Origin of the sequence: Escherichia sp. SCLE84 (genome assembly GCF_012584495.1) — a bacterium.
In the GTDB taxonomy this organism is placed as follows: domain Bacteria; phylum Pseudomonadota; class Gammaproteobacteria; order Enterobacterales; family Enterobacteriaceae; genus ECMA0423.
The window spans coordinates 2022468-2041877 of the sequence record NZ_CP051430.1 but is presented as its reverse complement, the minus strand read 5'-3'; the positions used below and the strand labels follow the sequence as shown (position 1 = coordinate 2041877).

The 19410-nt window shown below is 52.9% G+C and carries 20 protein-coding genes; 12 read left to right on the top strand and 8 right to left on the bottom strand.

What is annotated here, in order from left to right; genetic code table 11:
- Window positions 1-29: 29 nt before the first annotated feature.
- Window positions 30-863, bottom strand: a complete 834-nt coding sequence (locus HGD79_RS10125; protein ID WP_001297745.1) for a DNA-binding transcriptional regulator — start codon at window positions 861-863, stop codon at window positions 30-32.
- A gap of 190 nt (window positions 864-1053) precedes the next feature.
- Here HGD79_RS10125 and HGD79_RS10120 point away from each other — a divergent pair, with 190 nt between their 5' ends.
- The 8 genes from HGD79_RS10120 (at window position 1054) to HGD79_RS10085 (ending at window position 9451) form a co-directional block, all read left to right on the top strand.
- Window positions 1054-2718, top strand: a complete 1665-nt coding sequence (locus tag HGD79_RS10120; RefSeq protein WP_001007402.1) for a bifunctional 3-(3-hydroxy-phenyl)propionate/3-hydroxycinnamic acid hydroxylase — start codon at window positions 1054-1056, stop codon at window positions 2716-2718.
- A 1-nt stretch (window position 2719) separates the two neighbouring features.
- A complete protein-coding gene (gene mhpB, locus HGD79_RS10115) occupies window positions 2720-3664 on the top strand; it encodes a 2,3-dihydroxyphenylpropionate/2,3-dihydroxicinnamic acid 1,2-dioxygenase (protein ID WP_000543457.1) in 945 nt (314 codons plus the stop codon).
- 17 nt (window positions 3665-3681) lie between these two features.
- Window positions 3682-4548 carry a 2-hydroxy-6-oxonona-2,4-dienedioate hydrolase gene (gene mhpC / locus HGD79_RS10110; protein WP_139496564.1) on the top strand — a complete coding sequence of 289 codons (867 nt, stop codon included), beginning with the start codon at window positions 3682-3684 and terminating at the stop codon, window positions 4546-4548.
- 9 nt (window positions 4549-4557) lie between these two features.
- The gene (gene mhpD / locus HGD79_RS10105; RefSeq protein WP_000160720.1) at window positions 4558-5367 is read left to right on the top strand and encodes a 2-keto-4-pentenoate hydratase; all 810 of its coding nucleotides are present in this window, start codon (window positions 4558-4560) and stop codon (window positions 5365-5367) included.
- Window positions 5364-6314 (top strand): acetaldehyde dehydrogenase, encoded by a 951-nt coding sequence (gene mhpF, locus HGD79_RS10100; protein WP_000044314.1) that lies wholly within the window; start codon window positions 5364-5366, stop codon window positions 6312-6314. The genes mhpD and mhpF overlap by 4 nt, the downstream gene beginning before the upstream one ends.
- Window positions 6311-7324 (top strand): 4-hydroxy-2-oxovalerate aldolase, encoded by a 1014-nt coding sequence (gene mhpE / locus HGD79_RS10095; protein ID WP_001013499.1) that lies wholly within the window; start codon window positions 6311-6313, stop codon window positions 7322-7324. Before mhpF ends, mhpE begins: the two co-directional genes overlap by 4 nt.
- A 274-nt stretch (window positions 7325-7598) precedes the next feature.
- On the top strand, window positions 7599-8810 hold the full coding sequence (mhpT, locus tag HGD79_RS10090; protein WP_000107642.1) for a 3-(3-hydroxy-phenyl)propionate transporter MhpT: 1212 nt from the start codon (window positions 7599-7601) through the stop codon (window positions 8808-8810).
- 101 nt (window positions 8811-8911) lie between these two features.
- Window positions 8912-9451: a DUF2058 domain-containing protein gene (locus tag HGD79_RS10085; RefSeq protein ID WP_001096705.1), complete on the top strand. Its 540-nt coding sequence runs from the start codon at window positions 8912-8914 to the stop codon at window positions 9449-9451.
- Between the two features lie 124 nt (window positions 9452-9575).
- Here HGD79_RS10085 and fghA read toward each other — a convergent pair whose 3' ends face one another.
- The 7 genes from fghA to HGD79_RS10050 form a co-directional block, all read right to left on the bottom strand.
- The gene (fghA, locus tag HGD79_RS10080; protein WP_000419051.1) at window positions 9576-10409 is read right to left on the bottom strand and encodes an S-formylglutathione hydrolase; all 834 of its coding nucleotides are present in this window, start codon (window positions 10407-10409) and stop codon (window positions 9576-9578) included.
- Window positions 10410-10501: 92 nt separating this feature from the next.
- Window positions 10502-11611, bottom strand: a complete 1110-nt coding sequence (gene frmA, locus HGD79_RS10075) for an S-(hydroxymethyl)glutathione dehydrogenase (RefSeq protein WP_000842102.1) — start codon at window positions 11609-11611, stop codon at window positions 10502-10504.
- Window positions 11612-11645: 34 nt separating this feature from the next.
- Complete coding sequence (gene frmR / locus HGD79_RS10070) at window positions 11646-11921, bottom strand: formaldehyde-responsive transcriptional repressor FrmR (protein ID WP_001141271.1); 276 nt, start codon at window positions 11919-11921, stop codon at window positions 11646-11648.
- Window positions 11922-12105: 184 nt separating this feature from the next.
- Window positions 12106-12879 carry a YaiO family outer membrane beta-barrel protein gene (locus tag HGD79_RS10065; RefSeq protein ID WP_000596085.1) on the bottom strand — a complete coding sequence of 258 codons (774 nt, stop codon included), beginning with the start codon at window positions 12877-12879 and terminating at the stop codon, window positions 12106-12108.
- A gap of 1 nt (window position 12880) precedes the next feature.
- The gene (locus HGD79_RS10060) at window positions 12881-13462 is read right to left on the bottom strand and encodes an acetyltransferase (protein WP_072157913.1); all 582 of its coding nucleotides are present in this window, start codon (window positions 13460-13462) and stop codon (window positions 12881-12883) included.
- Window positions 13440-14636 carry a glycosyltransferase family 2 protein gene (locus HGD79_RS10055; RefSeq protein WP_000860438.1) on the bottom strand — a complete coding sequence of 399 codons (1197 nt, stop codon included), beginning with the start codon at window positions 14634-14636 and terminating at the stop codon, window positions 13440-13442. Before HGD79_RS10055 ends, HGD79_RS10060 begins: the two co-directional genes overlap by 23 nt.
- Window positions 14637-14645: 9 nt before the next feature.
- Complete coding sequence (locus tag HGD79_RS10050) at window positions 14646-15317, bottom strand: PIG-L deacetylase family protein (RefSeq protein ID WP_168848381.1); 672 nt, start codon at window positions 15315-15317, stop codon at window positions 14646-14648.
- A gap of 615 nt (window positions 15318-15932) precedes the next feature.
- Here HGD79_RS10050 and tauA point away from each other — a divergent pair.
- From tauA to tauD, 4 genes are read left to right on the top strand one after another with little or no spacing between them, the layout of a single operon-like run.
- Window positions 15933-16895, top strand: a complete 963-nt coding sequence (tauA, locus tag HGD79_RS10045) for a taurine ABC transporter substrate-binding protein (protein WP_001018416.1) — start codon at window positions 15933-15935, stop codon at window positions 16893-16895.
- A 12-nt stretch (window positions 16896-16907) separates the two neighbouring features.
- Window positions 16908-17675: a taurine ABC transporter ATP-binding subunit gene (tauB, locus tag HGD79_RS10040; RefSeq protein ID WP_000939375.1), complete on the top strand. Its 768-nt coding sequence runs from the start codon at window positions 16908-16910 to the stop codon at window positions 17673-17675.
- Window positions 17672-18499 (top strand): taurine ABC transporter permease TauC, encoded by an 828-nt coding sequence (gene tauC / locus HGD79_RS10035; protein WP_000114595.1) that lies wholly within the window; start codon window positions 17672-17674, stop codon window positions 18497-18499. The genes tauB and tauC overlap by 4 nt, the downstream gene beginning before the upstream one ends.
- Window positions 18496-19347: a taurine dioxygenase gene (gene tauD / locus HGD79_RS10030; RefSeq protein ID WP_000004049.1), complete on the top strand. Its 852-nt coding sequence runs from the start codon at window positions 18496-18498 to the stop codon at window positions 19345-19347. Before tauC ends, tauD begins: the two co-directional genes overlap by 4 nt.
- The last annotated feature ends 63 nt before the right edge of the window (window positions 19348-19410 follow it).

Here is a 19410-nt window from a genome sequence, read left to right as displayed (position 1 = left end):
CGCGAAAGGTTTTGCGCCATTCGATGGTGTCAACGTAAATGCACGCCGCTTCGCCGTCCGGCCACCAGAATAGCCTGCGATTCAACCCCTTCTTCGATCTGTTTTGCTACCCGTTGTAGCGCCGGAAGATGCTTTTCCGCTGCCTGTTCAATGGTCATTGCGCTCGCCATATACACCAGATTCAGACAGCCAATCACCCGTTGTTCACTGCGCAGCGGTACGGCGATAGAGGCGATCTTCTCCTCCTGATCCCAGCCGCGGTAGTTCTGTCCGTAACCCTCTTTGCGCGCGCGCGCCAGAATGGCTTCCAGCTTTAACGGTTCCCGTGCCAGTTGATAGTCATCACCGGGGCGGGAGGCTAACATTTCGATTAATTCCTTGCGGTCTTGTTCCGGGCAAAAGGCCAGCCAGGTCAGGCCAGAGGCGGTTTTCAGAAGCGGCAAACGTCGCCCGACCATTGCCCGGTGAAAGGATAAGCGGCTGAAACGGTGAGTGGTTTCGCGTACCACCATTGCATCAACATCCAGCGTGGACACATCTGTCGGCCATACCACTTCGCGCAACAGATCGCCCAGCAGTGGGGCCGCCAGTGCAGAAATCCACTGTTCGTCACGAAATCCTTCGCTTAATTGCCGCACTTTGATGGTCAGACGAAAACTATCATCGGAGGGGCTACGGCGGACATATCCCTCTTCCTGCAGCGTCTCCAGCAGTCGCCGCACAGTGGTGCGATGCAGGCCGCTGAGTTCCGCCAGCAGCCCGACGCTGGCACCGCCATCAAGTTTATTTAACATATTTAATAACATTAGACCGCGGGTTAAGCCGCGCACGGTTTTGTATTCCGTCTGCTCATTGTTCTGCATATTAATTGACATTTCTATAGTTAAAACAAAGTTGTGCACCTGGTGCACATTCGGGCATGTTTTGATTGTAGCCGAAAACACCCTTCCTATACTGAGCGCACAATAAAAAATCATTTACATGTTTTTAACAAAATAAGTTGCGCCGTACTGTGCGCGCAACGGCATTTTGTCCGAGTCGTGAGGTACTGAAATGGCAATACAACACCCTGACATCCAGCCTGCTGTTAACCATAGCGTTCAGGTGGCGATCGCTGGTGCCGGTCCGGTCGGGCTGATGATGGCGAACTATCTCGGCCAGATGGGCATTGACGTGCTGGTGGTGGAAAAACTCGATAAGTTGATCGACTACCCGCGTGCGATTGGTATTGATGACGAGGCGCTGCGCACCATGCAGTCGGTCGGCCTGGTCGATGATGTTCTGCCGCACACTACGCCGTGGCACGCGATGCGTTTTCTCACCCCGAAAGGCCGCTGTTTTGCTGATATTCAGCCAATGACCGATGAATTTGGCTGGCCGCGCCGTAACGCCTTTATTCAGCCTCAGGTCGATGCGGTGATGCTGGAAGGGTTGTCGCGTTTTCCGAATGTGCGCTGCTTGTTTTCCCGCGAGCTGGAGGCCTTCAGCCAGCAAAATGACGAAGTGACCTTGCACCTGAAAACGGCAGAAGGGCAGCGGGAAACGGTCAAAGCCCAGTGGCTGGTAGCCTGTGACGGTGGAGCAAGTTTTGTCCGTCGCACTCTGAATGTGCCGTTTGAAGGTAAAACTGCGCCAAATCAGTGGATTGTGGTAGATATCGCCAACGATCCGTTAAGTACGCCGCATATCTATTTGTGTTGCGATCCGGTGCGCCCGTATGTTTCTGCCGCGCTGCCTCATGCGGTACGTCGCTTTGAATTTATGGTGATGCCGGGAGAAACCGAAGAGCAGCTGCGTGAGCCGCAAAATATGCGCAAGCTGTTAAGCAAAGTGCTGCCTAATCCGGACAATGTTGAATTGATTCGCCAGCGTGTCTACACCCATAACGCGCGACTGGCGCAACGTTTCCGTATTGATCGCGTACTGCTGGCGGGCGATGCCGCGCACATCATGCCGGTGTGGCAGGGGCAGGGCTATAACAGTGGTATGCGCGACGCCTTTAACCTCGCCTGGAAACTGGCGTTGGTTATCCAGGGGAAAGCCCGCGATGCGCTGCTCGATACCTATCAACAAGAACGTCGCGATCACGCCAAAGCGATGATTGACCTGTCCGTGACGGCGGGCAACGTGCTGGCTCCGCCGAAACGCTGGCAGGGTACGTTACGTGACGGCGTTTCCTGGCTGTTGAATTATCTGCCGCCAGTAAAACGCTATTTCCTCGAAATGCGCTTCAAGCCGATGCCGCAATATTACGGCGGTGCGCTGGTGCGTGAGGGCGAAGCGAAGCACTCTCCGGTCGGCAAGATGTTTATTCAGCCGAAAGTCACGCTGGAAAACGGTGACGTGACGCTGCTCGATAACGCGATTGGCGCGAACTTCGCGGTAATTGGCTGGGGATGCAATCCACTGTGGGGGATGAGCGACGAGCAAATCCAGCAGTGGCGCGCGTTGGGCACACGCTTCATTCAGGTGGTGCCGGAAGTGCAAATTCATACCGCACAGGATAACCACGACGGCGTGCTACGCGTGGGCGATACGCAAGGTCGTCTGCGTAGCTGGTTCGCGCAACACAATGCTTCGCTGGTGGTGATGCGCCCGGATCGCTTTGTTGCCGCCACCGCCATTCCGCAAACCCTGGGCAAGACCCTGAATAAACTGGCGTCGGTGATGACGCTGACCCGCCCTGATGCCGACGTTTCTGTCGAAAAGGTAGCCTGATATGCACGCTTATCTTCACTGTCTTTCCCACTCGCCGCTGGTGGGGTATGTCGACCCGGCGCAAGAGGTGCTCGATGAGGTCAATGGCGTGATTGCCAGCGCCCGCGAGCGTATTGCGGCTTTCTCCCCTGAACTGGTGGTGCTGTTTGCGCCAGATCACTACAACGGCTTTTTCTATGACGTGATGCCACCGTTCTGTTTAGGCGTTGGAGCGACGGCAATTGGTGATTTCGGCAGTGCGGCAGGAGAGCTGCCAGTGCCTGTGGAGCTGGCGGAGGCCTGTGCGCATGCCGTCATGAAGAGCGGGATCGATCTTGCCGTTTCTTACTGTATGCAGGTGGACCACGGGTTCGCCCAGCCACTGGAGTTCCTGCTCGGCGGGCTGGATAAGGTGCCAGTTCTGCCTGTGTTCATCAACGGTGTCGCCACGCCGCTGCCCGGTTTCCAGCGTACCCGCATGTTGGGTGAAGCCATTGGACGTTTCACCAGCACTCTCAATAAACGCGTGCTGTTCCTGGGTTCCGGTGGGCTTTCCCATCAGCCGCCGGTGCCCGAACTGGCGAAAGCCGATGCCCATATGCGCGACCGTCTGTTGGGGAGCGGGAAAGATTTACCCGCCAGTGAGCGCGAATTGCGTCAGCAACGGGTGATTAGCGCCGCTGAGAAGTTTGTTGAGGATCAGAGAACTCTGCATCCGCTCAACCCGATTTGGGATAACCAGTTCATGACTTTGCTGGAGCAGGGACGCATACAGGAACTGGATGCCGTCAGTAACGAAGAGCTTTCCGCCATTGCCGGAAAGTCGACACATGAAATCAAAACCTGGGTCGCCGCTTTTGCCGCTATTTCTGCATTTGGCAACTGGCGTAGCGAAGGGCGTTATTACCGCCCAATCCCGGAGTGGATTGCCGGATTTGGCTCGTTAAGCGCCAGAACAGAGAACTGAATATGCAGGAGAAGATGATGAGTTATCAGCCACAAACCGAAGCCGCCACCAGCCGTTTTCTGAATGTAGAAGAAGCGGGTAAAACGCTGCGCATCCATTTTAATGACTGCGGACAAGGCGACGAAACCGTTGTCCTGCTGCACGGTTCCGGCCCGGGTGCTACTGGCTGGGCGAACTTCAGCCGCAATATCGATCCGCTGGTAGAGGCGGGCTATCGGGTAATCCTGCTGGATTGTCCGGGTTGGGGCAAAAGCGATTCGATCGTTAATAGTGGTTCACGATCGGATCTTAATGCACGAATCCTGAAAAGCGTGGTGGATCAACTGGATATCGCCAAAATCCACCTGCTGGGCAACTCGATGGGCGGCCATAGTTCTATGGCGTTCACCCTTAACTGGCCGGAGCGCGTCGGCAAACTGGTGCTGATGGGCGGCGGTACGGGCGGCATGAGTTTGTTTACGCCGATGCCAACCGAAGGTATTAAGCGACTGAATCAGCTTTATCGTCAGCCGACTATCGAAAACCTGAAGCTGATGATGGATATCTTCGTTTTCGATACCAGCGATTTGACCGACGCCCTGTTTGAAGCGCGCCTGAATAATATGCTGTCGCGCCGCGATCACCTGGAAAACTACGTTAAGAGCCTGGAAGCTAATCCGAAACAGTTCCCGGATTTTGGCCCACGTCTGGCGGAAATCAAAGCGCAAACCCTGATTGTCTGGGGGCGCAACGACCGCTTTGTGCCGATGGATGCGGGTCTGCGTCTGCTGTCCGGCATTGCCGGTTCTGAACTGCATATCTTCCGCGACTGTGGTCACTGGGCGCAGTGGGAACATGCCGACGCTTTCAATCAATTGGTGCTGAATTTCCTCGCACGCCCTTAAGGAATGGTCATGACGAAGCATACTCTTGAGCAACTGGCGGCGGATTTACGCCGCGCCGCAGAGCAGGGCGAAGCGATTGCGCCGCTGCGCGATCTGATTGGTATCGATAACGCTGAAGCGGCCTACGCCATTCAGCACATAAATGTGCAATATGACGTTGCGCAGGGGCGTCGCGTGGTAGGGCGTAAAGTGGGCCTGACGCATCCGAAAGTGCAGCAACAACTGGGCGTTGATCAACCGGATTTTGGGACATTATTTGCCGACATGTGTTATGGCGATAACGAAATCATTCCTTTTTCCCGTGTTCTGCAAGCCCGCATTGAAGCGGAGATCGCACTGGTGTTGAACCGCGATTTGCCCGCAACCGATATCACCTTCGACGAACTGTATAACGCCATTGAATGGGTACTTCCGGCGCTGGAGGTGGTGGGTAGCCGCATTCGCGACTGGTCGATTCAGTTTGTCGATACCGTGGCAGATAACGCTTCCTGCGGGGTGTATGTCATCGGCGGTCCGGCGCAACGTCCGGCGGGGTTAGACCTGAAAAACTGCGCCATGAAGATGACGCGTAATAACGAAGAGGTTTCCAGCGGGCGCGGCAGCGAATGCCTGGGACATCCGCTTAATGCCGCCGTCTGGCTGGCACGCAAAATGGCCAGCCTGGGTGAACCGCTGCGCGCCGGAGATATCATTCTTACCGGGGCATTAGGTCCGATGGTGGCAGTGAATGCGGGCGATCGTTTTGAAGCCCATATTGAAGGCATAGGTTCAGTTGCTGCGACATTTTCAAGCGCAGCCCCAAAAGGAAGTCTGTCATGAGTAAGCGTAAAGTCGCCATTATCGGTTCTGGCAACATTGGCACCGATCTGATGATTAAAATTTTGCGTCACGGTCAGCATCTGGAGATGGCGGTGATGGTCGGCATTGATCCTCAGTCCGACGGTCTGGCGCGTGCCAGACGTATGGGCGTCGCCACCACCCATGAAGGGGTGATCGGGCTGATGAACATGCCTGAATTTGCTGATATCGACATTGTATTTGATGCGACCAGCGCGGGCGCGCATGTGAAAAACGATGCCGCTTTACGCGAAGCGAAACCGGATATTCGCTTAATTGACCTGACGCCTGCTGCCATCGGCCCTTACTGCGTGCCGGTGGTTAACCTCGAGGCGAACGTCGATCAACTGAACGTCAACATGGTCACCTGCGGCGGCCAGGCCACCATTCCAATGGTGGCGGCAGTTTCACGCGTGGCGCGTGTTCATTACGCCGAAATTATCGCTTCTATCGCCAGTAAATCTGCCGGACCTGGCACGCGTGCCAATATCGATGAATTTACGGAAACCACTTCCCGAGCCATTGAAGTGGTGGGCGGCGCGGCAAAAGGGAAGGCGATTATTGTGCTTAACCCAGCAGAGCCACCGTTGATGATGCGTGACACGGTGTATGTATTGAGCGACGAAGCTTCACAAGATGATATCGAAGCCTCAATCAATGAAATGGCTGAGGCGGTGCAGGCTTACGTACCGGGTTATCGCCTGAAACAGCGCGTGCAGTTTGAAGTTATCCCGCAGGATAAACCGGTCAATTTACCGGGCGTGGGGCAATTCTCCGGACTGAAAACAGCGGTCTGGCTGGAAGTCGAAGGCGCAGCGCATTATCTGCCTGCCTATGCGGGCAACCTCGACATTATGACTTCCAGTGCGCTGGCGACAGCGGAAAAAATGGCCCAGTCACTGGCGCGCAAGGCAGGAGAAGCGGCATGAACGGTAAAAAACTTTATATCTCGGACGTCACGTTGCGTGACGGTATGCACGCCATTCGTCATCAGTATTCGCTGGAAAACGTTCGCCAGATTGCCAAAGCACTGGACGATGCCCGCGTGGATTCGATTGAAGTGGCCCATGGCGACGGTTTGCAGGGTTCCAGCTTTAACTATGGTTTCGGCGCACATAGCGACCTTGAATGGATTGAAGCAGCGGCGGATGTGGTGAAGCACGCCAAAATCGCGACGTTGTTGCTGCCAGGAATCGGCACTATTCACGATCTGAAAAATGCCTGGCAGGCTGGCGCGCGGGTGGTTCGTGTGGCAACGCACTGTACCGAAGCTGATGTTTCCGCCCAGCATATTCAGTATGCCCGCGAGCTCGGAATGGACACCGTTGGTTTTCTGATGATGAGCCATATGACCACGCCGGAGAATCTCGCAAAGCAGGCAAAGCTGATGGAAGGCTACGGTGCGACCTGTATTTATGTGGTGGATTCTGGCGGTGCGATGAACATGAGCGATATCCGTGACCGTTTCCGCGCCCTGAAAGCAGAGCTGAAACCAGAAACGCAAACTGGCATGCACGCTCACCATAACCTGAGTCTTGGCGTGGCGAACTCTATCGCGGCGGTGGAAGAGGGCTGCGACCGAATCGACGCCAGCCTCGCGGGAATGGGCGCGGGCGCAGGTAACGCACCGCTGGAAGTGTTTATTGCCGCCGCGGATAAACTGGGCTGGCAGCATGGGACCGATCTCTATGCGTTAATGGATGCCGCTGACGACCTGGTGCGTCCGTTGCAGGATCGACCGGTACGAGTCGATCGCGAAACGCTGGCGCTGGGATACGCTGGTGTTTACTCGAGCTTCCTGCGTCACTGTGAAACGGCGGCGGCGCGTTATGGCTTAAGTGCGGTGGATATTCTCGTTGAGCTGGGCAAACGCCGGATGGTTGGCGGCCAGGAGGATATGATCGTTGACGTGGCGCTGGATCTGCGCAACAACAAATAATGATGACTGCCGAGAACGTGCATTTTGTATGCCCATCCCAGCACGACTGCCGGATGCGGCGTAAACACCTTATCCGGCCTACGGGTGGCGTGAGAATTTGTAGGCCTGATAAGACGCGTTAGCGTCGCATCAGGCATCTGCACACGACTGCCGGATGCGATAAACGTCTTGTCCGGCCTACATTTCGCCCGTAGGCAGTCATTAAATAGTTCTGATTACGCGGCTGGCAATGTATCAGTCGCGATTCACCTGCACTCGCAACGAGGTTCATCTTATGTCGACTCGTACCCCTTCATCATCTTCATCCCGCCTGATGCTGACCATCGGGCTTTGTTTTTTGGTCGCTCTGATGGAAGGGCTGGATCTTCAGGCGGCTGGCATTGCGGCGGGTGGCATCGCCCAGGCTTTCGCACTCGATAAAATGCAAATGGGCTGGATATTTAGCGCCGGAATACTCGGTTTGCTACCCGGCGCGTTGGTTGGCGGGATGCTGGCAGACCGTTATGGTCGTAAGAGTATTTTGATTGGCTCAGTTGCGCTGTTTGGTTTGTTCTCACTGGCAACGGCGATTGCCTGGGATTTCCCCTCACTGGTCTTTGCGCGGCTGATGACCGGTGTCGGGCTGGGGGCGGCGTTGCCGAATCTTATCGCCCTGACGTCTGAAGCCGCGGGTCCACGTTTTCGTGGGACGGCAGTGAGCCTGATGTATTGCGGTGTTCCCATTGGCGCGGCGCTGGCGGCGACACTGGGTTTCGCGGGGGCAAACTTAGCATGGCAAACGGTGTTTTGGGTAGGTGGTGTGGTGCCGTTGATTCTGGTGCCGCTATTAATGCGCTGGCTGCCGGAGTCAGCGGTTTTCGCTGGCGAAAAACAGGCTGCGCCACCACTGCGTGCCTTATTTGCGCCAGAAACGGCAACCGCGACGCTGCTGCTGTGGTTGTGTTATTTCTTCACTCTGCTGGTGGTTTATATGTTGATCAACTGGCTACCGCTACTTTTGGTGGAGCAAGGATTCCAGCCATCGCAGGCGGCAGGGGTGATGTTTGCCCTGCAAATGGGGGCGGCAAGCGGGACGTTAATGTTGGGCGCATTGATGGATAAGCTGCGTCCAGTAACCATGTCGCTACTGATTTATAGCGGCATGTTAGCTTCGCTGCTGGCGCTTGGAACGGTGTCGTCATTTAACGGTATGTTGCTGGCGGGATTTGTCGCGGGGTTGTTTGCGACAGGTGGGCAAAGCGTTTTGTATGCCCTGGCACCGTTGTTTTACAGTTCGCAGATCCGCGCAACAGGTGTGGGAACAGCCGTGGCGGTAGGGCGTCTGGGGGCTATGAGCGGTCCGTTACTGGCCGGGAAAATGCTGGCATTAGGCACTGGCACGGTCGGCGTAATGGCCGCTTCTGCACCGGGTATTCTTGTTGCTGGGTTGGCGGTGTTTATTTTGATGAGTCGGAGATCAAGAATGCAGCCGTGTGCCGATGCCTGACGCGCCTTATTTAGCAGGGGCGAAAGGGACTTGCCCCCAATACACCCACGGCGTTTACAGGTATACTCGCTAAAAATTATTCAGCGGGTTTGGAAACAAAGATGGCAAAACTTACCTTACAAGAGCAGTTGCTCAAAGCAGGATTAGTCACCAGCAAAAAAGCGGCGAAGGTCGAGAGAACGGCGAAAAAATCGCGCGTTCAGGCGCGTGAAGCTCGGGCGGCGGTAGAAGAAAATAAAAAGGCACAGCTTGAGCGTGATAAACAGCTTAGCGAACAGCAAAAACAAGCGGCGTTGGCGAAAGAATATAAAGCCCAGGTGAAGCAGCTTATTGAAATGAACCGAATCACCATTGCCAATGGTGATATTGGTTTTAACTTCACTGACGGCAATCTGATTAAGAAGATTTTTGTCGATAAGCTCACACAGGCGCAGTTGATTAATGGTCGTCTGGCGATTGCCCGCTTGTTGGTCGATAACAATAGCGAAGGTGAATACGCCATTATTCCCGCCAGCGTTGCCGATAAAATTGCTCAGCGTGATGCCAGCAGTATTGTGTTGCACAGCGCGCTCAGTGCCGAAGAGCAGGATGAAGACGACCCATATGCCGACTTCAAAGTGCCTGATGATTTGATGTGGTAAACATAGATAAGTCGTGCGCAGATGCCTGATGCGACGCTATGCGCGTCTTATCATGCCTACGGCCTGCGGGCGAAATGTAGGCGGATAAGGCGTTCACGCCGCATCCGGCAGTCGTGCACTATTATCAACGCATATTCAGTTTATTGGCGTGGTAGGCAATATGCTCGCCAATAAAACTGGAGACAAAATAATAGCTGTGGTCGTAACCCTCGTGATAACGGATTAACGTCTTGATATTCATCTCCTGGCAGATCTTTTCAAGATTTGGAGTCCGCAGCTGTTCCGCGTAAAAATCATCACTCAACCCCTGATCAACCATGATTTCCGCAACGCGTTGACCTTGTGAAATAAGACTCACCGGATCGTAATTCAACCAGGCATCTTTATTTTCACCAAGATATGCGGCAAAGGCTTGCTGTCCCCACGGTACTTGCGATGGGGAGACAATGGGCGAAAACGCCGAGACGCTGACATATTCATCTGGGTTACGTAACGCCAGCACCAGCGCGCCCAGCCCGCCCATAGAATGACCAGAGATAGACTTTCTGGTCGTTGCCGGAAAATGTTGCATCACTAAATCCGGCAGCTCGTTGCGGATATAGTCATACATTTTGTAATGTTCATTCCACGGCGCTTGCGTTGCGTTCAGGTAAAACCCGGCACCTTGCCCGAGATCGTAACGGTCGGCATCTGCGACATGACTGCCTCGCGGACTGGTGTCCGGCGCAACAACAATAATGTTGTGTTCAGCCGCGTAACGCTGCATCCCCGATTTAGTAATGAAATTCTGCTCGTTGCAGGTCAGGCCCGAAAGCCAGTACAGCACCGGCAATTTTTCATTCGCGGCTTTTGGTGGGAGATAGACGCCGACATTCATTTCACATTTCAGTGATTGGGAATAATGCCGATACACATTTTGCCAGCCGCCAAAGCTGGCATGTTTTTCAATGAGTTCCATCAGTCATTATCTCACGGTTAATCCCCCGGACGGCTGCCCAGGGAGAGTATTAAGAACCCCGTCTGAAGTGGACGGGGTATACCTGCGGGAAATCAGTAACGAATTACGGTTCGAATGGATTTGCCTTCATGCATCAGGTCGAAGGCGTCATTAATTTCATCAAGGCTCATGGTATGCGTGACAAACGGTTCCAGATCGATATCACCTTTCATCGCATCTTCAACCATACCCGGTAACTGGGAACGACCTTTCACGCCGCCAAACGCGGAACCTTTCCATACGCGACCAGTGACCAACTGGAATGGACGGGTGGAGATTTCCTGACCAGAACCTGCCACCCCGATGATCACCGACTGACCCCAGCCGCGGTGCGCACTTTCCAGCGCCGCACGCATCACGTTGACGTTACCGATGCATTCAAAGGTATGGTCGATACCCCATTTGTTGATATCCAGCAGGACATCTTTAATCGGTTTGTCGTAGTCATTCGGGTTAATGCAGTCGGTAGCACCGAAGCGACGCGCCAGATCGAATTTCTTCGGGTTGGTATCGATAGCGATAATCCGTCCCGCTTTCGCCTGACGCGCGCCCTGAACCACTGCCAGACCAATCGCGCCAAGACCAAACACGGCAACAGAATCACCTGGCTGGACTTTAGCTGTGTTGTGCACCGCGCCAATACCGGTGGTCACGCCACAGCCCAGCAGGCAGACGTGTTCATGGTTTGCTTCTGGATTAATTTTGGCCAGAGACACTTCCGCGACCACGGTGTATTCACTGAATGTTGAGCATCCCATGTAGTGATAAAGCGGCTGCCCGTTGTAAGAAAAACGGGTGGTGCCGTCTGGCATCAAGCCTTTACCCTGGGTTTCGCGAACCGCAACACAGAGGTTAGTTTTGCCAGAACGACAGAACTCACACTCGCCGCACTCCGCGGTGTAAAGCGGGATCACATGGTCGCCAGGTTTGACGCTGGTTACGCCTTCACCGACTTCAACCACAACGCCGGCCCCTTCGTGACCGAGAACCACCGGGAATACACCTTCCGGGTCATCCCCAGAGAGGGTAAATGCGTCGGTATGGCAAACGCCGGTATGGGTGACTTTAATCAGCACTTCACCTTTTTTCGGTGGTGCAACGTCAATTTCAACGATTTCCAGCGGTTTACCGGGAGCAAATGCAACGGCAGCACGTGATTTCATCTCTCGCTCTTCCTCAATATGGTAATAGATTCAGCTATTTAAGATAGGCTCGAACCAGTTCAATAGTGTCGTCAACGGATTGGCTGACTTCGCGGCTGTAGCAGTCATTTCGGTCAAACGTTTCCCGGATATGGCTTTCAAGCACTTCTGCCATCAGCCCATTAGCCGCGCCCCGAACGGCAGCGATCTGTTGGAGTATGGCACGGCATTCGGCATCACCCTCCAGCGACCGTTCCAGAGCATCAATCTGCCCTCGAATACGACGAACTCGAGTAAGGACCTTTTTCTTCTCTTCCGGAGTACTGGGCATTTCGCACCTCATTATCTGCATGCAATATACTATAGGGGGGTATGCTATATGTCAATGCATACCCCCCTATAGTATATAACACTGGAGAATAAAATTTATCCGGTGAATGTGGTCGGAAAACAAAGAGGAAAGGGGGGGCTAATCGGCAGGGAAGGCCGCCCCGGATAGCGGGCGGCAGAAGGAATCAGAATTTCCAGGTCAGATGGGCTGCAAGTTGCAGACCGTTATAATCATCGGTTGGGGTGTCGTACCACACTTTACCTGCCGTCAGCCCGAGATTAAGTTGCTCAGTCAGCGGTTGAATACGTTGCAGACTGACGCTCTTCATGCTGCCGTAGCGTGTTTCTGGCGTCCAGTCATAGGTGTAAGCACCTGTTCCGCGGCTTAGCCATAGTTGCGTATAACCAGTGCCGCGCGGGTCATTCAGACGCACGGAAATCATATTGCTATAACTACCACCTGCATCGCTGGAGTCATAATGGGTATAGCGGTAGCTGGTGATCACCGGGCCAGTATAGAGTGATACGCCGCCTTGCCAGGCATCGACTTCGACATCATCGTAATATTTAGTGTAGCGATAACCGGTCGTGAAAAGCGTTTTTGGCAACAGGGCCAGGTTAATATCCTGACGAAAATCCTGGCGGGCAAAGACCGGCGTATTATCCGCAAAGGCAATACCCGTTCGGGTTGTCAGCCAGTTATTCCATTTATACCAGACCGCACCCTGACCGCGAGTGGCATTGAAATGTTCAGTTTCATAATCACGACGCCCCTGGGAAAGATTAAAAAGCAGCGTTGCGTTTTCAACTTTCGCCACCAGTTCAGCATACGCTAAATTACGGTTGCCATGATCGCCAGAATAATCGGTAAAATCGTAGCCCGCGGTAATGGAAGTTAACCCGGCATAAGCGGGCAATGCGCTAAAAATGGCCGCCGCTAATAACGTCCGTTTTATCATTTTAATCTCCTGTACGGATAAGTTCTTGTCGGAGTGAATAAGTTCCGGCAGGTAAATTACGTTCTACAATCACGCGCGGGCCAAGTTGCGTGTTCGGGGAAATAATTCGCCCAGGCAAAATTATAACTTGTACGCCAAGGCGTGAACGCTGCCCGATATAACAACCTAATTTATCGCATCCGGTAGCGATAATTCCCTCTGGAGTTCGAACAGACACAGGCTGTTCATCCAGACGATGATTACTGGTACGTACTTGTGCGCCCAAATATGCCTGGTTTGCAACTACCGAGTCGGCAATAAAACATTGCGGACCAATCGTTGCTTCCGATTCAATAACCGCATTTTTAATTTCGGTGGCAAAACCAATTTTTACACCATTGCTGATTATTGTGCCAGGACGAATAAACGCATAATTACCTATCAGGCAGTTTGCGCCAATCACTACCGGACCCTGAATAACGGCACCATGACAAATACGGGTATTCGCGCCGATAACAACTTCACCTGCAGTTTCATCAATAATTACCTGGTCTGCAATCTGAATATTTTTCTCTTTAACATTAAGCTTCAGATAGTTTTTCAGTTCCTGTGACAGAAGGTTGGGAATAAGCGGTTGACGCTTCCACCAGTGCGGAATAGCGGGTGGGTTTGTCGCGCTGAGGTTCGCGTCCAGTAAAAAAGGCAATAAGTCCATAAATAATCCAGATGGCATAAGCTAATAATACATACACAACGGAAAGCGGCGCTAAAGGCACCAACAACCAGCAACGATGAAACCAGGCGCTAAAAGCACCAATAACACAAACTACGCCGATCCAGATAAGCGGAAACATTGCCAACACCACACCATGCGGCCCGGTGGTGATGAATTCATTAAACCAGGTAGTGAGATAAATCCCAACGCCATAAATCACAACCAACAGCATAGGAAATATACTGAAGATACCGAAGCGGCTAAATAAAAGTCTTTTATGCAGGCGCATACAGACCGCGTATCCCACAATCCAACGCCGCCAGCGACGCCACTCCTCACGCGGACTGTTGCATTCCTGTGGGTATACGATGCAGCGATTCGCCTGCCGAATACGGTAGCCGTTTGCCACTAATGTCCAGGTGAGATCAAGGTCTTCGACTTTAGTACGATCCGAGAAACCGAACTTACGCAATACATCAGTACGGAACATCCCGCAGGCACCGCTGATAATAAACGGTGCGCCGCCCAGGAGCTGCTGTAGCGTGCGCTTCATAACAATCATCGGCAACTTTACGGTCGCGCGGATGTGCGGTAACAGCCCCGCGCCTTTCAACGCAGTAGAGGGAATGCCGCCTACGGCATCAGCACCGCGCTCAATTTCTGCCAGCATATAGCCCATTCCGTCTTGATCGGGCGGAACATAGGTGTCGGCATCACTTAAAAAAACCTGGTCGCAGGTGGCATAATTGAGGCCATTCATCAGCGCACCACCTTTACCGGTATTTTTTTGCGTGACGGCAACAAAGCGGTCGCCCCATTTGCGTTTGACTTCCGCCATGACCGCTTCGGTATTGTCCGTGGAGCCGTCGTTAACGCAAATTACCCGGCAAAAATAAGGGTTACGCAGTAGATTATCCAGTGACTGCGCCAGACACGGGCCTTCGTTATACGCAGGTATAATGGCGTCAATACAGCCTTTCTTTTGACTGGGTTTACGTCTTAGCGTACTTAAAAACCATAGCAACATTGCTATGGACATACAGATAAATATCCAGGTTTTCATGCAATTTGCTCAAAGAATCATTTTATGAATTACAAAGCCTTCACCCAGATCGCTATTGACCTGTTGCCCGCGAAATTGTGCAACTGCACGCAGGCGATCATGACGCATATAATCACGTCGTTCCTGGCTTTTATGTTTTTTTAATGCAGCAAGTTTGACTGTGAAATATTCTTCTTTAACGGATTCAAAAACCTGAGGCATAAATGAAAGCCAGGTACTTGGGGTTTCGTAGCCGAGAATTTGTGGAATAGTGCGGCAGGCAACCATTGAAGCTTGATAAACAGCGAGATGATCCTGATGGCGGTCGGCATCATGCATGGTATATACCCGCATGATTTCAACATCAGAAGGAATTGGATTTTTAATGATGTCTTCCAGGGCGGAAATCATATCATTGAGCTGTAAATGAGCGCGGGTGTCAGCAAAATTAAGATGAATAGTTTGGTGGCACCCTAATATCTTTAGGGCGTTGCGCGATTCTTCATGGCGATCGATTATTCCATCTGTACCAGAGTTGCCGGTAGTCATCACCACTGCTGCGATATAAATTCCTTTTTGCGCAAGACGAGCAAGCGATGCGCCACAGCCTAATTCTATATCGTCAGGATGTGCGCCAATAGCAAGGATACCCTTTCTTTTATTTGCCGAAGAAAGGAGGGCTGAATCTAAAACCTTATCCACTTAATGACACTCCATTTTATTTATTATACTACAAGCACAACGATGCACTCAGAGACGTAATCTCTGGCGCAGCCAGATGTTAATTTATAAATGTTAAATGTTGCTAATAACTGAAAAGCAAGGGCTTTCAGACCCGGAGGTTCGACTGGGTAATGTTTTTATGCAATTCATATGTTAAGTGTTTGTATGTTTGGTATGTATAGTTATTTTGTTTTATACATTGTATTTAGATGTGATTTAGTTTGTCAATTAATTGCATTTAAAAAATATGTTCTGTGAACAAGTATTGTTTATATACATTATGTGAATGTAATATGCGAGTGATTGAGAATGATACAGTGATATATACAATGCGAATATAATAGTTTTATTATATGTATTGATATTGATAGAAATAATGAAGTAATAAATCTCGTAATGTGGTTGTTTATGCATCACTAAAATGAAGTGTAGTAATTTTCCCAATTGTTAGAACGGAGTAATTGCATATTTAATCTTTCCTTAGCCGTTTTTTTGCTAAGAATAAAATCATCTGTGCGATAACGACTAATTCTTTTAATGAATGTTTTTATTCCTGAATACTGCTCCCATAACAAGACAGGGGAGCAGACAATCATGGCAATTTCATCGCGTAACACACTTCTTGCCGCACTGGCATTCATCGCTTTTCAGGCACAGGCGGTGAACGTCACCGTGGCGTATCAAACCTCAGCCGAACCGGCGAAAGTGGCTCAGGCCGACAACACCTTTGCTAAAGAAAGCGGAGCAACCGTGGACTGGCGTAAGTTTGACAGCGGAGCCAGCATCGTGCGGGCGCTGGCTTCTGGCGATGTGCAAATCGGCAACCTCGGTTCCAGCCCGTTAGCGGTTGCAGCCAGCCAACAGGTGCCGATTGAAGTTTTCTTGCTGGCGTCAAAACTGGGTAACTCCGAAGCGCTGGTGGTAAAGAAAACTATCAGCAAACCGGAAGATCTGATTGGCAAACGCATAGCCGTACCGTTTATCTCTACCACCCACTACAGCCTGCTGGCGGCGCTGAAACACTGGGGCATTAAACCCGGGCAAGTGGAGATTGTGAACCTGCAGCCGCCCGCGATTATCGCTGCCTGGCAGCGGGGAGATATTGATGGTGCTTATGTCTGGGCACCGGCGGTTAACGCCCTGGAAAAAGACGGCAAGGTGTTGACCGATTCTGAACAGGTCGGGCAGTGGGGTGCGCCAACGCTGGACGTCTGGGTGGTGCGCAAAGATTTTGCCGAGAAACATCCTGAGGTCGTGAAAGCGTTCGCTAAAAGCGCCATCGATGCTCAGCAACCGTACATTGCTAACCCAGACGCGTGGCTGAAACAGCCGGAAAACATCAGCAAACTGGCGCGTTTAAGCGGCGTGCCTGAAGGTGACGTTCCGGGGCTGGTGAAGGGAAATACCTATCTGACGCCGCAGCAACAAACGGCAGAACTGACCGGACCGGTGAACAAAGCAATCATCGACACCGCGCAGTTTTTGAAAGAGCAGGGCAAGGTCCCGGCTGTAGCGAATGATTACAGCCAGTACGTTACCTCGCGCTTCGTGCAATAAAAGGAGGCGCAGATGCTGCAAATCTCTCATCTCTATGCCGATTATGGCGGCAAACCGGCACTGGAAGATATCAACCTGACGCTGGAAAGCGGCGAGCTACTGGTGGTGCTGGGGCCGTCCGGCTGCGGTAAAACCACGTTGCTGAATCTGATTGCCGGTTTTGTGCCTTATCAGCATGGCAGCATTCAACTGGCGGGTAAGCGTATTGAGGGACCGGGAGCAGAGCGCGGGGTGGTTTTTCAGAATGAAGGGCTACTACCGTGGCGCAATGTACAGGACAACGTGGCGTTCGGCCTGCAATTGGCAGGTATAGAGAAAATGCAGCGACTGGAAATCGCGCACCAGATGCTGAAAAAAGTGGGGCTGGAAGGCGCAGAAAAACGCTATATCTGGCAGCTTTCCGGTGGTCAACGTCAGCGAGTGGGGATTGCCCGCGCGCTGGCGGCGAATCCCCAGCTGTTATTACTCGACGAACCGTTTGGTGCGCTGGACGCCTTCACCCGCGACCAGATGCAAACTCTGCTGCTGAAACTCTGGCAGGAGACGGGCAAGCAGGTGCTGTTGATTACCCACGATATAGAAGAAGCGGTGTTTATGGCGACTGAACTGGTTCTGCTTTCATCCGGCCCTGGCCGTGTGCTGGAGCGGCTGCCGCTCAACTTTGCTCGCCGCTTTGTTGCGGGAGAGTCGAGCCGCAGCATCAAGTCCGATCCACAATTCATCGCCATGCGCGAATATGTTTTAAGCCGCGTATTTGAGCAACGGGAGGCGTTCTCATGAGTGTGCTCATTAATGAAAAACTGCATTCGCGGCGGCTGAAATGGCGCTGGCCGCTCTCGCGTCAGGTGACCTTAAGCATTGGCACGTTAGCGGTTTTACTCACTGTATGGTGGACGGTGGCGGCGCTGCAACTGATTAGCCCGCTGTTTTTGCCGCCGCTGCAACAAGTACTGGCAAAACTGCTCACCATTGCCGGACCGCAGGGATTTATGGACGCCACGCTGTGGCAGCATCTGGCAGCCAGCCTGACGCGCATTGTGCTGGCGCTACTCGCGGCGGTGGTGATCGGTATTCCGGTCGGGATCGCCATGGGGCTAAGCCCGACGGTGCGCGGCATTCTGGATCCGGTAATCGAACTTTATCGTCCGGTGCCGCCGCTGGCTTATTTGCCGCTGATGGTGATCTGGTTTGGTATTGGTGAAACCTCGAAGATCTTACTGATCTATTTAGCGATTTTTGCACCGGTGGCGATGTCGGCGCTGGCGGGGGTGAAAAGCGCGCAGCAGGTTCGCATTCGTGCCGCCCAGTCGCTGGGTGCCAGCCGTGCGCAGGTGCTGTGGTTTGTCATTTTGCCCGGCGCGCTGCCGGAAATCCTCACCGGATTACGCATTGGTCTGGGTGTGGGCTGGTCTACGCTGGTAGCGGCGGAGCTGATTGCCGCGACGCGCGGTTTAGGATTTATGGTTCAGTCAGCGGGTGAATTTCTCGCGACTGACGTGGTGCTGGCGGGGATCGCGGTGATTGCGATTATCGCCTTTCTTTTAGAACTGGGTTTGCGCGCGTTACAGCGCCGTCTGACGCCCTGGCATGGAGAAGTACAATGAGTGAACGTCTGAGCATTACCCCGCTGGGGCCGTATATCGGCGCACAAATTTCGGGTGCCGACCTGACGCGCCCGTTAAGCGATAATCAGTTTGAACAGCTTTACCATGCGGTGCTGCGCCATCAGGTGGTGTTTCTGCGCGATCAAACTATTACGCCGCAGCAGCAACGCGCGCTGGCCCAGCGTTTTGGCGAACTGCATATTCACCCTGTTTACCCTCATGCCGAAGGGGTTGACGAGATCATCGTGCTGGATACCCATAACGATAATCCGCCGGATAACGACAACTGGCATACCGATGTGACATTTATTGAAACGCCACCCGCAGGGGCGATTCTGGCAGCTAAAGAATTACCTTCGACCGGCGGTGATACGCTCTGGACCAGCGGTATTGCGGCCTATGAGGCGCTCTCTGTTCCCTTCCGCCAGCTGCTGAGCGGGCTGCGTGCGGAGCATGATTTCCGTAAATCGTTCCCGGAATACAAATACCGCAAAACCGAGGAGGAACATCAACGCTGGCGCGAGGCGGTCGCGAAAAATCCTCCGTTGCTACATCCGGTGGTGCGAACGCATCCGGTGAGCGGTAAACAGGCGCTGTTTGTGAATGAAGGCTTTACTACGCGAATTGTCGATGTCAGCGAGAAAGAGAGCGAAGCCTTGTTAGGCTTTTTATTCGCCCATATCACTAAACCGGAGTTTCAGGTGCGTTGGCGCTGGCAACCGAATGATATTGCGATTTGGGATAACCGCGTGACTCAGCACTATGCCAATGCCGATTACCTGCCACAGCGGCGGATTATGCATCGGGCGACGATTCTTGGGGATAAACCGTTTTATCGGGCGGGGTGATACGAGTGCGGACGGTTCCCTCGCCCCCTTGGGGAGAGGGTTAGGGTGAGGGGGCGTTCACCG